The organism is Saprospiraceae bacterium, assembly GCA_016717265.1.
Taxonomy (GTDB): domain Bacteria; phylum Bacteroidota; class Bacteroidia; order Chitinophagales; family Saprospiraceae; genus Vicinibacter.
Genome location: JADKFX010000001.1, coordinates 1934349 through 1951015, shown reverse-complemented (window position 1 = coordinate 1951015; position 16667 = coordinate 1934349). Strand labels below are relative to the sequence as shown.

Genomic DNA, 16667 nt, shown 5'->3' with positions numbered 1-16667 from the left:
TCGTTTACTTATTAAAATCTAAATTTTGTTTTGGTACTGGCACCATATAAGCAACAATACCTAAAATAATATATACAAACCACATAGAATGTGATTGAAAACTAGAATCAAACATGGAAAACAAAACCATATTTATGAAGCATACTAAAAACACAAAAAGTTTCGGATTTATTTGAATTTGGATTTTTAACCTATTATATAGCCCATAATAAAAACCTATAAACATAATAAACGAAAGAATTCCAAATTCAAAGAGAACTGTTAAATAATCATTATGCAAGACCAGGCCATCTTGATTTGCTGCAGAGACATTTTCAGATTTATGCACATATTTTCGATAATTCTCAGGATTTTTAAATTGCTCAATTCCTAAACCTATAAAATAGGTATCCTTAAATGCTTCAAGACCTTGTGTCCATAACACTCGACGAGGATCCTCTGAATTATTCAAACTTATCAATCGATCCCATAAAGGTGCTTTGGTTATAAATTTATTAAAATCTACAAACTGAAAAAAAATAAACACTGGAAAAAGCATCATTGCAAGGTTCAATAATGCTTTCCGAAAATTCGCCTTATAAAAGATAATAATTAATATACTCATTGATAAAGAAATTAATGAACTTCTTGAACCGGTTACAAAAAGTCCTATGAGCGTAATAAAGCTTGCGATTAGCAACAAAATCCTGGAGATACTCAGCATGCTGCCTTCTTTTATATAAAACAAATAAAAGAAATATGCGAATGCAATATTATTAGCAAACGCTGCAAAGTTTGCATTATCCATCCATCCACTTTGTCGTCCAATATCTGTAAATATAAAATTATAGATCATAAAAAGACAATTAATGAGTACACCTATACCGTATAAATTCATACATGTATATGCGTGCCGAATTTCAAATGGCAGGTTTTTTATGAGCAATAAAATCCATAGTACAATAAAATATTGCAGGGACGTAAGCCAAAAATATTCGGCCAACAACCTGTTATCAGCCCAAGCAATAGCACTTGGAAGCAATCCAAATAAGTAAACCCAAAGCAATTTTAAATCATTCTTATAAAATTTTATTACCCTGATTTTTCTTGTAGTGATTATTAAAAATCCAATGAATAAAGCTAAAATACGGTATGCCCGATAAGGTGTATCAATGCCCCAGGCTACTTCCTGAATATTTTCAAAAGGCAACATAAAGACATACAGAAAAAACAGATTTAATATGATCCGATCAGCAATTTTCACATGAATCCAATTATGATGATAAATTTTTACGATGATAACTTAAACGAATAAATTGATTTTTCAACCAAACCCAATCAGAAATTCTAAATTGATAATAATCTGTCAATTGAATACTATAATTTGTCTTCATTTTATAAAGCCCGGCAAAAGCCAATGCTGTATAACCAATGGAAGATGCCAAAGCAGCGCCGTTCATTCCGAAATAAGGAATCAATGTAAAATATGCAATGAAACTAATTATAAATCCAAAAATAGTAATTTGACTTGTCCAATGCACGTTTCCAGACGCTGAAAATTGCTTAGTAAATATTTTTGAAGAAATTAAAAACAAAGTGCCTGGAATCAATAATAAAAAAGGAATCATAACACTTTTATATTCTATGCCCAAAAAATAAGGAATCATAATATAGTAACAAATTAATGCCCATGAAAACAATATAAACAGACAAGCATAAATCAATAATCTATGCACTTTTGCCACCATAGGTAACGATTCTGCTGGATTTTTTTTTGAGGCAATAAGATTAAATAATACCGGACCAATGGAATCTGGAATCATCCAAACCAATTCTACAAATTTGACTGCAATGCTATAAATTCCTAGTGCTGAAGCAGAATAACTAGACACCAAAATCAATTGATCAAGTCTAAGATTTGCTCTTAGTGCCAGATCACCTGGCCATGATCTAAGTCCATATCTAAAAGATTTTTTAACAAAATCAGATTTAATCTCTGTTAAAAAATTATATTTTCTAACAAAATAAAGATGAATTAAAAAAATTAAAATTGAAAATATAGAAAAGGATACGTATAAAAATAAATGATTCTCCTTTCCAAAAAAAAATAAAAAAGCCAACAACAATATCGGATTTAAAAGACTTGTTGAGAATTCAATTAAATTCAAAATTTTAAAATCCGAATTTCCAAAGAAAACTCGGCCCAAAATAAAGCTCAAAGTCTGAAAAAAAACACCTACTGCAAATAACAATGTATACTTCAAATTAATTTTCACTTCAAATAAATTGAGCATTCCCAATTTGTAAAACAGGAATAATAATATCGCATTTAAAATAGCTATTAGCAATCCAATTCTAAGTATGGTACTAAATACTTCGGGTAATAAAAATTGCTTAGAACTCATTGTATAAATAATTCCAGCACCAATTCCCATAGATGTTAAAGGAATCAATAAACCTACAAAAGCCGAAAGAAAACTAAATGTTCCAAATAAATCAGGACCCAGGAACTTAGGAATAAAAAGATAAATCAAAAAAGCCAAGCCAGTCACAAGCAACTTTGTAATTAAGTTTCTGATCGAATACCGAAATGAACTCAATTTTTCAAATTTTAGTAAGCAATAATGTATTGTCCATCATCCCAAAATTTCAGGGTATTCATTTTCGCAATTATAAAGTCAATTAGGAGATCTACATGCAAATATATCAATTTTATATATATATAGTATTTTTAAATATGAAAATGCACAAGACGGCGTATTTTTGTTGCTTAAAGGATCTAATTTATCCAGCCGCTTATCAAATGTCAACAGAATTGGGACCCATCATGCAATTTCAGAATTTGCTGAGACGACATCCAGAAAAGCATGCTATGTTTTTTGATCCAATCCGCAACAAATGGTTTAAAGAAACCCCGGAAGAGCTTGTAAGACAATGCTTAATTTTATTTTTAAAGCACTCATTTTCAATACCCTTAAGTCGTATTGCTGTAGAAAAACAGATTAAAATTAACAATTTAATTAAGCGATTTGATCTTGTGATCTATGCAAAAACCGGGAATCCATATATTTTAATTGAATGCAAATCCAATCATATCCAAATTAACCAAGCGATGTTCGATCAGGCATCTAATTATAATTTAAACCTTAAAGCTCCTTATTTAGGGATCAGCAATGGTTTAGAATTTATAGTATGTAAAATGGATTTTCTAAATTGGAAATACGAGTTTATAAAAAAACTACCGGATTACCCGTTTTGAAATTAATTAACATATTTGAATTCATGAAGCTTTCCACATTACAAGATTTACTATAAACTTTTGGCAACCTGATAAAAAGCATTTGTCTGTTTCCAAATGGTGAACTTTGAATTCCGTTATAATGATCGCTCTTCAAGCTCTCCAGTTGAATGATACCAAGGAAATTCCAGAATATCGAATTTTCAATCTCCAAAGCTTAGTTCATATTCTAAAACAGATAAAAAAAATCAAACCCATTCACTTTTTATTAAAAACTATTTGAAGAACAAACCGTTTATTTACCGTACTTAATTCCTCTTTTTAATAATTTATTTTCTTTCTATGAAGGCTTTTTCTAATTCCTTGATAATCTTTTCTTTATTACTAACTTCTGCTTGTAACAATTCAAAAAATGACGCAGATCCAAAAGCAAAACTTGAAGTATTAAAAAAACAAGCACAGGAAATCGATGTTCAAATCAAAGAAATTGAAGCTAAGATAGCAGCTTCTGATACCACGGCTCCTGTTGCAAAATCAAAATTAGTGAAGGTGGATAGCCTTAGAAGCAGAGACTTTAAGCATTTTATTGAACTACAAGGAACTGTTTCTGCTGATCAAAATGTATTAGCAGCCCCTCAAATGCCGGGTGTAGTTACCGCAATTTTTGTAAAAGAAGGAGACTTTGTTTCACCGGGAAAAATACTTGCCACATTAGATGGAACAACCATTAAAAAGGGTATGGATGAATTAAAAACCGGATTAAACTTAGCGAATACAATGTTTGAAAAGCAGAAGAAGCTATGGGATCAAAACATTGGAAGTGAAACACAATATCTTCAGGCAAAAAACCAAAAAGAACAGCTTGAATCTAAAATGCAAACCCTACAGTCACAACTTGCAATGACTTACATTAAGTCACCTATTTCCGGTACTGTGGATGATGTCCATTTAAAAATTGGGGAAATTGCAAATCCGGGTTTTGCGGGTATTCGAGTTGTTAATAATAAGAACATGAAGGTATTAGCTAAAATTAGTGATAATTATCAGGGCAAATTAAAAAAGGGAGATAAAGTTTTGATTCATATCCCTGAATCCGATAAAAGCATTGAATCTACCATTCGATTTATATCAAAAACAATTGATCCTAAGACCAGATCTTTTATTATTGAATCGAGTCTACCATCAGGAAGTTCCGATTTTATCAGTAATCAATCTGTGAAACTTAAAATTAATAATGGCACGTTAAAGTCTGCAATCATTGTTTCGTCAAATTTAGTTCAAAAAAGTATTCAGGGTGAAAATTACATTTTAGTTGCAGAATCGACAAATGGCAGTTTGTTTGCTAAAAAAAGAACAGTTGAAACAGGCGTTGAATATAATGGTGAAACTCAAATTATTAAAGGACTCCAAATTGGAGATCTTATAATTACCATAGGCTACAATGAACTGGTGGATGGCCAATTAATCTCACTATAATTCCATTCATTTCATACTCTAATCACTTAACATGAATCTGGAAAATATAAAACAACTAAAGTTTACAAACTGGTGTATTCAAAATTCCACAAGCATTTATGTATTTACATTAATCATATGCCTTGCAGGATATTCCGCATATCATAAGATTCCGAAAGAATTATTTCCTGATATTGTAATCCCAACAGTTTCCGTGGCTACTATTTATCCTGGAGCTACGCCAGCAGATATTGAAAATCTGATAACAAAGCCAATTGAAAAAGAACTTAAATCTGTAAGTGGTATTAAAAAAATTAAAAGTAATTCGCTTTCTGATTTTTCGCTGGTAATTGCTGAATTTAATACAGATCTGGACCCAAAAGTTTGTAAACAGAGGGTCTCAGATGCCGTGGATAAAGCTAAAAAAGATTTACCAACAGATCTAAAGGATGATCCACAGGTTCAAGAGTTTGATTTTAGCGAAATGCCAATTTTGAATATCAATCTTGCAGGAGATTTACCATTGGATCGTTTAAAAGTATATGCAGAACAATTAAAAGATAAAATTGAAACAAATAAAGAAATTACCAGAGTCGATATTATTGGAGGCGTAGAACGCGAGATACAAGTAAATGTAGATTTATATAAATTAAATGCAGCTGGTATTACATTTTCAGATATAGAATCTGCAATTCAACAACAAAATTTAAATATTTCGGCAGGTGAATTACGGATTAATGAATTGCGCCGAAATGTTCGGATCACCGGAGAGTTCAAAGACCCAAAAGAAATTGAAAATATTGTTGTTCGATCATTTGTAGGTACCACGGTCTTTCTTAAAGACATTGCAACCATTGAAGATGGGTTTAAAGAAAAACAAGATTTTGCAAGATTGGATAATAAAGCAGTGATCACATTAAATGTAATCAAACGCAGTGGTGAAAACCTGATTCATGCAACGGATAAAATTTATGCTATTTTAGAAGACTATAAAATTAATAAATTTCCACAAGGTCTTACGGTAAAAGTAACTGCCGATACATCAGAAAATACCAGAGTCCAATTACATGACTTAATAAACACGGTTATTCTGGGATTTATTTTTGTGGTTTTCATTCTTATGTTTTTCATGGGCTTTACGAATGCTTTTTTCGTTGGGCTTGCGGTGCCGCTTTCCTGCTTGGTTGCATTTTTAATTATGCCAGGCTTGGATATGACCATGAATGTTATCGTTTTATTTTCGTTATTACTAGCACTGGGAATCATCGTAGATGATGCGATTGTTGTTATTGAAAATACCCATCGAATTTTCAATAAAAATAAAAACCTAAGTATTTCTGAGGCTGCAAAATATGCAGCAGGAGAAGTTTTCCTGCCTGTCCTTTCCGGAACCTTAACGACCTTGATGCCATTTTTTCCATTGTTGTTTTGGCCTGGTATTATTGGCAAATTTATGTCCCATTTACCCGTGACTTTAATTATTACATTAGGTGCTTCTTTATTTGTAGCCTTTGTTATGAATCCTGTTTTCGCTGTTTCATTTATGAAACGAGATGACGATGAAAGTTTTAGCTCCCTGAAAGATTATCGTAAAGTTTTTATATTTTTTATCAGTTTAGCGCTCCTAGGATATTTTAGCTTTGGAAAGGGCCTTGGAAATTTTTCAATATTTTGTATTTTATTAATCTTGATGTATCACTTTGTATTTTCAAAATTAATTTCAATTTTTCAAAATAAATTATGGCCTGCTGTTGTAAATTCCTATAGAAAATTATTGGCAATTTTTATTAAAGGATATAGACCGATTGCATTAATATTCAGTGTATTTACATTATTAATTCTTAGTTTCTTTTATTATGGAAGTACGAATCCACAGGTAGAAACCTTCCCGGAAGGTCAGCCTAATTTTGCTTTTGTTTATTGTAAATTACCAATAGGGACGGATGCTCAAGTTACGGATTCAGTAACCCAAGTTATTGAAGATCGGGTATATAAAATTATTGGAAAAAATAATCCAATTGTAACCTCTGTCATTTCCAATATTGGTTTAGGAGCTGGAGATCCTCAAAATCCTGATCGAATTGCAACACCTCACAAAAGTAAAGTTTCTGTTGCTTTTGTAAGATATGCAGATAGAAATGGAAAATCAACGACTGCCGTTTTAGATTCGTTGCGAGAAGAATTTAAATCTGGAATTGCGGGTACTGAAATAACAGTAGAGAAAGAAAATAACGGACCACCGGTTGGCAGACCTATAAGTATTGAAATCAGTGGAGATGATTTTGATGCATTAGATAAAATCAGTAGAAATTTAATAAATGGAATAACTGCAAATAAAATTGAAGGGATAGATGACTTAAAATCTGATTTGCAAATCAGTAAACCAGAAATCATCATTCATATTGATGAAGAAAAAGTGCAACGTGAAGGAATCAGTGTAGCCCGGGTAGCGATGGAATTAAGAACGGCACTATTTGGCAAGGAAGTGTCTAAGTTTAGAGATCAAAATGATGACTATCCAATTCAATTGAGGATTCAAGAAGGGGATCGCGATAAATTGGAGAAATTACTAAATTTGGATATGGCTTTTATGGATATGTCCACACAGCAATACAAGCAAATTCCAATTTCTTCTGTTGCAAGTATTCAGTACGGAAATTCATTATCTAGCATCAATCGTAAAAATCAAAAGAGGGTACTTACCCTTGGGTCTGATGTAATTACTGGATATAATCCAAATGCAATTATAGGACAGATAAAAGATGTTGCTTCGCAGATGGAGTTACCAGATGGTTATGAAATTAATTTTTCTGGTGAACAGGAAGAACTCCAGGAAACCATTGATTTTCTTGGAACAGCATTTGGAGCTGCTTTAGCACTCATGTTTTTAATCCTTGTTATTCAATTCAATTCAGTTATAAAACCAATCATCATATTTACAACCGTATTATTTTCATTAATTGGAATCGCATTAGGTTTTGGCTTTTTCCAAATAACCTTGAGTGCTGTAATGACCGGTGTTGGAATATTTTCATTAGCTGGGATTGTAGTGCGAAATGGAATTTTACTTATCGAGTTTACAGATGAACTTCGACAACGCGGCATGAGTCCGGAAGAAGCAGTTATAGAAGGAGGTGCGACCCGTATGACTCCAGTAATTCTTACTGCCTTATCTGCAATTCTAGGTTTAATCCCTTTAGCGATCGGTGTCAATATGGATTTTGCATCCTTGTTTACAGATTTTGATGCTAAATTCTATCTGGGAGGCGACAATGTAGCATTTTGGGGACCTTTGGCATGGACTATCATTTTTGGATTAATAGCAGCTACATTTTTAACTTTGTTAGTAGTACCTTCGATGTATATGCTGGGTTATAAAACAAGAGAAAAATCACGAGCAATTATAAAAAAATACTTTTAAAGAAACACAAACCGAATATTTAATTTCAGGCATAGTAAAAGTAGATTCTAAAGATATTTTCAAGTTAAGCTTATTCAAAAATTATCTATAAATTTTAAATCAATGTCGTGCAGCTTCTGATAAATAGATTAACAAATTAAAAAAAACAGGAAAATTTAAACGAATATGAAGTAAATTTTGCTTCTTTGTTCATTATTTTAGATATTAGAAATTTTTAACCAGGGCAAAATTATAGTAACTGTGTTTTTGGCTTTTCAAAATAAACGTTTCCTTTCTATTTCCATTGCATTTACTATTTTAGGAATTGCCTACCTGCTATTCTTATTTCCAAAATCAGGAGGCTCTTCTAAATCAACAACGATTGAAACTGAAATTTCAAAAGAATCATCAGCGATTCTTATAAATGACCAAAATAAAAGTGCTCCAAAATCAATTTTAAATCCAGAGGTTCCTGAGTATGTATTTCAAGTCTTAAATCATATTCAAAAATTTCAAGAAGCCCCACCTAATTATGTAGGGGGACGCATTTTTAAAAACAGAGAAAAGAAATTAAAATCAGTGGATGCTTTGGGAACAAAAATAATTTATCGGGAATGGGATGTACACCCTAAAATTGAGGGAGTTAACCGGGGTGCGGAGCGTTTAATCACAGGTTCGGATCATGTTGCCTATTTCACTAAAGATCATTACAATAGCTTTATTAAAATTAATTTATGAATTCATTTATTACAATAGTTTCAGACCGTAGTAAATTTCAAAATTTAAAAGCCAAAAATACGTTTATTGCAAAAATAAATGGCGAGCGTTGTAAAACATCAAACGATCTCTTTCGAGAACTAAAAAATGAATTTGAATTACCAGATTACTTTGGAAAAAATCTGGATGCACTTTATGATTGCTTAATGGATATGGAATGGATTGCGCAGGATCATATCAGAATTGTGATTGATGCTTTTGATTTACTTTTATCCAATGAAGAAAACGATCCCGAATTAATTGAAGACTTCATAATTACTTTGGATGATATTTGTCAATCCTGGGATCTTCTTGATAATGAAGAAACAACTCCAAAATCCTTTCAAGTATTTATTTTTGATTCTGAAACAGCCAAAGAAATTTTGAACTTAAATGGTATTTCATTTGATATCATTTAAATTGGATTTGCAAAAAATATAGCATAAAACATTAAATACGTTTATGCATAATCGCAGGTGCATTTTTTATGACCATTTGTAAAGTTTTACGAATCCTTTCTTCTAGTATTACTATTTTTTCTTCCAATAACTTTGGGATCATAGCATCTTGATAATGGCGTATTGTCAATAATTCTAAATCTTGATCCATCACCACTTTATACTCATCTTCAACTTCCCTGATCAATTGGGATAAACGATCCCTCTCATTACCTACACAAACAGAAAATGAAATGGCAGTATTTCGCATCATGTTTATTTTTATCCTGTACTTTTCAAACAAGTTAAATAAATCAGCAAGATGATGTTCTGCAATAAAAGAGAGATCTTTAGAAGAAAAATGAATCAACGCTTGATTTGATTCTAAAACAACAATGGGTGGATATTCTAAATCAATATCTCCCGAAATTAAAGTACCCTCTCCTGCAGGTTCAATAAATGATTTTACAAAAAGTGGAATCCCTTTACTTTTTAATGGTTGTATTGTTTTTGGATGAATCACCTTACAACCATAATAGGTCATCTCTATTGCTTCGGTGTAACTCAAACGATCCAATTTAGTCGCATTTACAAATAAATCTGGATCTGCTGTTAAAACGCCGGGAACATCTTTCCATATGTACATTCCAACTGCATCTAAGGCATTTGATAAAATAGCTGCAGTATAATCTGAACCTTCCCTGCCGAGGGTTGTCGTGTTGTTTTCCAGGGTAGAAGCTATGAATCCTTGCGTTACAATTATTTTTCCAAAATTCAATTCAGGTTTTAGTTGTTCAACTATTTTACCATTTGTTTTATCCCAAACAACTCTTCCATCCCGATAGGTATCATTGGTAATAATTAAATTTCGCGCATCTGCCCAAACAATTGGGAGTTCTGAATTTAATAACCATGCGGTTAATAATCGACTTGATACCAATTCACCGATACTTACAATTTGGTCATAAACATAATCATATGGCATTTCTCGTGTTTCTTCAATCACCCATTCCGCTTCGACAAAATGTTCATGAATTTGTTGGTGTAAATCCTGTGGGATCTCTAAAAACAATTCTTTCGCTATTCGCAAATGTTTATCTCTTATTAAATGCAATAATTTCAAAGATTCCGGAATGGATGTGAATTTAGTTAAAACTACCTCTTCTAATTGATTGGTTGTCTTACCTGTTGCAGATACAATCACAACTAAAGGTTCCCCTTTTTGGTAGTCTTTTATAATCGTTGAGACATTTCGTATTCCTTCTGCATCTTTAACAGAAGCACCTCCAAACTTAAAAACTTTCATATCAAATTCTATAAATTATTTTGCAAAAATAAACGATCTAAAGTTAAGTTCAACGCATAGAATACAAAGCAATAAAAAAGCATTCATTACTACGACTCATTTTTACTGGATTCGTATAAAATTAATACCTACACTATCTAACTATTTCTAATTGTTTGAAATTTTCAACATCATATCTTCAATGGTTCTTACTAATTCCAAATATTGTGGAAGCTTTTTGGTATTTCTGTTTCGATCCAGTGGCAAATCCACAAGAATGTGATCCACAAAATCTGAAGATGCTGATTTCATAATATAAATTTCATCCGATAAATAAACTGCTTCCCCGATATCATGTGTTACAAATATAAAGGTGGAATGAAATTTATGCCAAATTTCTAATAACAACTCTTGCATTTGAACTCTGGTTCTTATATCCAGTGCTCCAAAAGGCTCATCTAGTAATAAAATCTCTTGATTTGTTAATAAAGACCTTGCAATGGCAACTCTTTGCAGTTGCCCTCCGGAAAGGGTCGGATATTGAGCGTACTTTTGTTCGTGTCCTTTTAAACCAACTAATTCAATCATCTCCAAGGCTCTTTGCGTCCGTTCTTTAGGAGACACATCCAGATACTCTAAACCGGTTGCTACATTTTCTAAAACGGTTTTCCAAGGAAAGGAAGAATATTGCTGAAAAATCATTCCAACATGATCCTTTTCATTTCTCAATTTTCCATGAATGAAGACCTCGCCCTTTGTTGGCAATTGCAAACCCGCAATATATCTGAGCAATGTTGATTTGCCGCAACCCGAAGCACCCAGAATCGTGATAAATTGTCCTTGTGCCGGTTTGTCGACGATCAAAAGGTCAAGCTCTTTAATTACATATGTTTTTCCATTATCATAAGACTGACTTACTTTTTGTAATTCTATTATTTTAGGTAAGGTAGTATCTATTCGAGCGCTCATTTCCGGTTTGTATTTTCCATTTTAAAAAATGCATAAACCAACATTAAACTTCCTGCCGCTAAGAAGATCCAGGACATTGTCACAAGAATATCAAATTTGAAAAAATTATTGAATAAAATTCCGAAAACTATAGCTAAAAATATCGAAGCTATTCCAATTCTACCTTCTGTTAATCCATCCACAAGACTTTTATAATATTTATGAGGATTAATAATTTTATCAAATAAAACAAATAAGCGATCTTGTATTATGCCAATAAACATAATTAATAATAGCAAGGCAAATACCCGATCAATTTGACCTTGCCTGGATTTTGTATAAATTAAAGAACCAATTCCTGCGCCCTTGTTTAAAAGTTCTGCTATGATAATATAAGTCCAAGAAATCGCGGTCAATACTCTAACATCATCCGTAATTTTAGAAATAATACCAGGAAAAAAAACGGTTTTAATTTGTTGCCATTTTGTTGCACCTAAAGTGTATGAAGTTTGCACTAAAACATCCTCTACTTCATCTAATCGTTGAATGACTACAGGTATTAGATAAACTAAAATTCCCAATGCCAAAAATGCAATTTTCATAGGATCCCCTAACCCAAACCAAGTTATAAATAATCCTGTAAGTGCTGAAAGTGGTAGATATCTCATGGCATCTACTTGCTTTGTAAATAAGGATCTAAAAATCGGAAATAAACCTAATGTCAAACCGAAAAACAAGGATATTAAAATTGCCCATAAGTAGCCTTGAACATTTAACCAAATAGAATGGGCTGTATTTCCTACAACATTATCTTTATAATACAGATCTTTAAATGAATACAATACCTGATCCGGTCTAGGCAATAAAGGATATACTTTTTTAAAAACTTTTGCATTCGATAAGGCTATAGAATCAATATGCAATAAAGAGTCCCGGGTTTGTTGATTTAAACTATCCAGACTAGACGGTAAATATGGGTTATACCATTCCAATACAGGATTTTTGGTAGATAATAATTCTGCAAATATCCACCAGCATAAAATTGTAATTACAATTCCACCGATTGAAAAAATCATAGAGGCAGAATTTTCCAACTTACCTCTTAATGCAAACCAATTTTTCATTGCGCTCACTATTCTCCAACTAACTCAAAGTCAGTCCTCCGATTTCTTGCTCTGCCTTCATCCGTATCATTTGTAGCAAGTGCTTTGTCTGGACCATTTCCATAAACTAAAAATCGACTCCGACTCATATTATGAGTTCCTACTAAATAATCTACTACAGACTGGGCTCGTTTTTTAGATAAAGCTACATTTAAATCCCTGGAACCTACGTTATCTGTATTTCCTTCAATTCGAATTCTCGAATTTGCAAATGCTTTTGCAATTTCTACAAACTCCTTATCAATAATATATTTAGAATTTTCATCTAATACAAATTCTCCGGATCGAAATGAAATGGATACTCGTTTTGTAGCTGTTGCACTTTTCGATTTTCCTTCTGTGTCTGAAATTTTAGCAAATGACTTTTGGCCTTCTGCTTGATTTTCGGAACCCGTTAAAGTAGCTAATTTAATATGTCCAGATTCACTTATGACTCTCCAATTGGATATTTTGCCTTCAGCATATCCGATTGCCTTATAGGTATTAGTCATTTTCGTATATAATTGTTCGCCTGTAACCCCTTTATAGTCAGGATTCAATCCGAAAAAATTTAAATTATCCCCATGTGTTACCAACCTTACATTGTTAATTGCAGCATATGCGTCATCTTCGGTAAAGCCATTAAAATTATCGGAAAGAATTTTAGCAGCTTTGCGTTTATTCAAATCACTGGCATTTATTTCTGCAGCGCCTTTCATCCAACCTTCATACAATTTTGAAAGCTTATCGCGGTTTGCTTCGACCCATGATCTCTTCGCAATAAAAGCATCCGCAATAATATGGGAAGCAGATTTTGTACTTTCTAATATTCTTGAACCTGTAACCGCATTTAAACAAGCAATATCATCTGGGCTCCACACCACTGCGGCATCTACTTGTTGAGATTTAAAAACTTGTGCAGCATCAATGGCTGAGGCCTGTTTAATAATTTCGACATCCGTTGGTTTTAATCCTCCTGCTTCTAACATCCATAATAGAAAAGAATGTGATGGGGTCATTTCTGCAACAGCAATTTTCTTACCTCGTAAATCATTCACTGAATTTATTCCTCGTCTGGCAACAATTGCATCACCACCTCTCGACCAGTCTGCTTGAAATACAACCACCGGATCAAAATCTGCAAGTCCACCTATTTCTGTGGGCAAGGCATCTACAGTGCACCATAACAAATGGACTTCATCATTCTTCCATGCTTCTCGTGAAACTGGAACATCATCCAAAATTTTAAAATCTACAGGAAAGCCATACTCTTTATAAAATCTTGAATTTGTATTTGCTTTAAAACCTTCATTAAAATATTGACCTCCAGCATACCCACCCCAGGTTACGACTCCTACCCGGACTGCATCCTTGGCTAAACCGCTAGCAGCTTGATTAGATGTTTCACCAGGTTTATTAACTTCTTTACTTTGTTCAACTACTTTTTGTCCAACAGAAGTATTATTTAAAAGATATTTTCCCAGAAAAAATATTCCAGCTAATATCAATACCGTAAGTAAAAATTTAGAAAAAGGAGTAAGTCGTGAAAACATATTATTTGATGATTAATTAATTTTTAAATCGAAAAATTTTACTTTTATTTATGTCCAAATTTGTAGTTGATTTCATTGCCTGCAGAAATAAAATATACTTCTGAAAAAATTTTAGTTTTATTATTTTTTAAATAATTCTTCATATTGATTCTTTAATGAAGGTTCTAATATTTTATCAGGCTTTGATAATGATCCGTCAATTAAAAGCATTGGATCATTTTCAACTAATTTTTGTTTTTCGCTGCCTAGAATTTTTGAAACACCTTCCATTTCCCATTTTTCTAACATTTTAATCCCTTCAACTTCAAAAATTCCGTTTTGCAAATCTACAGATGCCATAAAGTTTTCTGACATTTCCATAAATTGTTCCATTTCACCTACCTTTCCGCTGATATCATCCGCCAATGCTTCAAGAGATTCATCAAATAAAGCACGTTTATCCTTATCTCCAGAAATCACACTCATTGCTGATTTCATTGCAGAATGACTTGCATGAATAGCTGCTCTTTCTTGTTCTTTTATTTTAACTTGATCTGCAATATCTTCAGAAAGTATTTCTGAATTTTCGTACATCCGGGCTAATACTTTGTATAAAATATTCATTTTGCCATACAGATCTTCTAATTTAATATTTGATTCTTTTAGTCTACCTGCTTGTCTGGATTTTAAAACTAATACAGACTGTAGATTTCCATGTTTTGCTTCTTCCGCCTGATTTAAACTTTGTTTAATTTGTTTTTGATTATTAAAAATTTGCTCTCTTAATAAGTGCATTTGGCTCCTCAACTTAGTGATTTGTTTATTCATCTTGCCTAAATTGTCTTTGAGGTCCTCCACATACGATTTTAAAATTCCTATAGGATCAATTTTAACAAACAAGGAAGTAATCCAGCGCATAGCCGATTTATACATATACCAACAAAGGTTACGCATGGAAGGGTCTAATAACATATAAATGATGGCCCCTAAAACAAGTAAGATCCCAGACAAATACAACATATTGGAAGTTAATTGTATGAGATATGGCAATGCTTTATAGGATAGATAGGCCCCTCCAACAATAAGTCCGCCCAGGACCAAGCCTCCAGTAACCCCTTCTGGTCTCTGCCAAAATTTTTTAGCTCTAAAGTTCAGATCCATAAGTATTTATTTATAACCTTCTTACTTTAAATATTGTTCCATCTTTTGGATGTCGGCCCTAATTTGTCCGACAAGTTGATTATAACTACCTACAAAACTAGCTTTATTTGATTCCACTTTCGATTTTGCCCCCGATAATTCTTTTTCAATATCCAAAAGCCTTTTCGTGTGTTTTTCAAGTTCTTCCTGTAATTGACTTAATTGCTTCTCTTTTTGTTGGATAAGATCCTTAAGTTGTGATGATTCATTTTCTTTAGAACTTAACTGCTCCTGTAAAAATTGGTTTGCTGTCTGATTAAATTGGGTGTTTTCAGCGTCCAAAATCAAAAGATACTTTTTAGCTGAATCAATCAAATTTGATGGTTGGACATTCATAGCTTGTGCGGCGGCAAAGGCAGTCTTAAATTGTGTAGACTCCTCCATCGTGTGAAGCTTTGAAATGGATTGCACTGCTTTTCTAAACTCAAGATAATCAAATCCAGCTTGGTTGTTTTTCTCCAGGACATCTGCTAAAATTTGCAAAAATGTCTCTTGTGATCCCTGAGATATATTAATATTTGAACCTGATGTGATCGATTGGTTAGGAGATCCATCCTGTTCTGAACTGCTTGAATTTGGATTCAGATTTGCCTGATCATTTGTGACCACGAAAACGGATTTTAATTTTTCAATGAAAGACATATAATTTAATTAAATTTAATCAATTACTACATAAAAAATATAACACAACTAAATTCTATATAAAGATATCTGGTAATGCTATAATATCAAAAAAAAAAGCGCTTCCTTATTCAGTAGCGCTTTTCTTCTATAGTTCTTAAATATCTAAATAGTAATTCAAAACATTTGATGTTTCAAATTTAATTTGTCAACAATCTAATCAACTCGGCTAAATTTTCATCCCATTGTCCATCGACAAGCAATTGATATGCTTCATCGTCCAATAGCAATGATTTTCTATTGGAGTTGCTGGCAATTGCTTGAAAGGTTGTAGTACCTGGATTGTTGAGTTGCAATATTTCATGAACCGCTTTAAATAAATCAAATTTATCTTGCAGTAATTCTTCTACAGTTCCACCACTTTGTTGTATTTGAAGTATTTGTTCTCCTATCAAATCCATTTCAGTCTTTAGAATTTTAACTGATTCCGGAACATCCTTTAAAGGTGGCACAGCGCCAGTTTGTGAAAATCCTGCATTCAATCCTACAAGACTCATTATAAACATGTTTATGAAAACGATTGCTATTTTATTGCTCATGAATTTCATTTTTTAATTCAATTTAATTAGGTTTTAAAAATTCCCCTGATTAAAAATTAGGTATATCAGGGGAAG

At 32.5% G+C, this 16667-nt stretch carries 14 protein-coding genes; 5 read left to right on the top strand and 9 right to left on the bottom strand.

The window, feature by feature from the left end; genetic code table 11:
* Positions 1-4: 4 nt before the first annotated feature.
* Together IPO86_07480 and IPO86_07475 are read right to left on the bottom strand one after the other, a co-directional pair.
* Entirely contained in the window at positions 5-1243 is a 1239-nt protein-coding gene (locus IPO86_07480) for an O-antigen ligase family protein (protein ID MBK9727940.1), read from the bottom strand.
* A 10-nt stretch (positions 1244-1253) separates the two neighbouring features.
* Positions 1254-2579, bottom strand: a complete 1326-nt coding sequence (locus IPO86_07475) for an oligosaccharide flippase family protein (protein MBK9727939.1) — start codon at positions 2577-2579, stop codon at positions 1254-1256.
* Between the two features lie 137 nt (positions 2580-2716).
* On the opposite strand from IPO86_07475, the gene IPO86_07470 reads away from it, so the two are divergent.
* From IPO86_07470 to IPO86_07450, 5 genes are all read left to right on the top strand, one after another.
* Positions 2717-3238, top strand: coding sequence for a type I restriction enzyme HsdR N-terminal domain-containing protein (locus IPO86_07470; protein MBK9727938.1), 522 nt, complete (start codon positions 2717-2719; stop codon positions 3236-3238).
* Positions 3239-3559: 321 nt separating this feature from the next.
* Positions 3560-4693 (top strand): efflux RND transporter periplasmic adaptor subunit, encoded by a 1134-nt coding sequence (locus tag IPO86_07465; protein MBK9727937.1) that lies wholly within the window; start codon positions 3560-3562, stop codon positions 4691-4693.
* Positions 4694-4730: 37 nt separating this feature from the next.
* The gene (locus IPO86_07460) at positions 4731-8093 is read left to right on the top strand and encodes an efflux RND transporter permease subunit (GenBank protein MBK9727936.1); all 3363 of its coding nucleotides are present in this window, start codon (positions 4731-4733) and stop codon (positions 8091-8093) included.
* Between the two features lie 240 nt (positions 8094-8333).
* Entirely contained in the window at positions 8334-8810 is a 477-nt protein-coding gene (locus IPO86_07455) for a ribonuclease (protein ID MBK9727935.1), read from the top strand.
* Positions 8807-9247, top strand: coding sequence for a barstar family protein (locus tag IPO86_07450; GenBank protein MBK9727934.1), 441 nt, complete (start codon positions 8807-8809; stop codon positions 9245-9247). Before IPO86_07455 ends, IPO86_07450 begins: the two co-directional genes overlap by 4 nt.
* Before the next feature lie 31 nt (positions 9248-9278).
* Here IPO86_07450 and IPO86_07445 read toward each other — a convergent pair whose 3' ends face one another.
* From IPO86_07445 to IPO86_07415, 7 genes are all read right to left on the bottom strand, one after another.
* Positions 9279-10571 (bottom strand): aspartate kinase, encoded by a 1293-nt coding sequence (locus IPO86_07445; protein ID MBK9727933.1) that lies wholly within the window; start codon positions 10569-10571, stop codon positions 9279-9281.
* A 147-nt stretch (positions 10572-10718) separates the two neighbouring features.
* Entirely contained in the window at positions 10719-11519 is an 801-nt protein-coding gene (locus tag IPO86_07440; GenBank protein MBK9727932.1) for an ABC transporter ATP-binding protein, read from the bottom strand.
* Positions 11516-12622 (bottom strand): ABC transporter permease subunit, encoded by a 1107-nt coding sequence (locus IPO86_07435; protein MBK9727931.1) that lies wholly within the window; start codon positions 12620-12622, stop codon positions 11516-11518. Before IPO86_07435 ends, IPO86_07440 begins: the two co-directional genes overlap by 4 nt.
* Positions 12623-12630: 8 nt before the next feature.
* Positions 12631-14193, bottom strand: a complete 1563-nt coding sequence (locus IPO86_07430; protein MBK9727930.1) for an OmpA family protein — start codon at positions 14191-14193, stop codon at positions 12631-12633.
* 120 nt (positions 14194-14313) lie between these two features.
* Entirely contained in the window at positions 14314-15333 is a 1020-nt protein-coding gene (locus tag IPO86_07425) for a hypothetical protein (protein ID MBK9727929.1), read from the bottom strand.
* Positions 15334-15354: 21 nt separating this feature from the next.
* Positions 15355-16014 carry a hypothetical protein gene (locus IPO86_07420; GenBank protein MBK9727928.1) on the bottom strand — a complete coding sequence of 220 codons (660 nt, stop codon included), beginning with the start codon at positions 16012-16014 and terminating at the stop codon, positions 15355-15357.
* 179 nt (positions 16015-16193) lie between these two features.
* Complete coding sequence (locus tag IPO86_07415) at positions 16194-16592, bottom strand: hypothetical protein (protein ID MBK9727927.1); 399 nt, start codon at positions 16590-16592, stop codon at positions 16194-16196.
* Positions 16593-16667 lie beyond the last annotated feature (75 nt).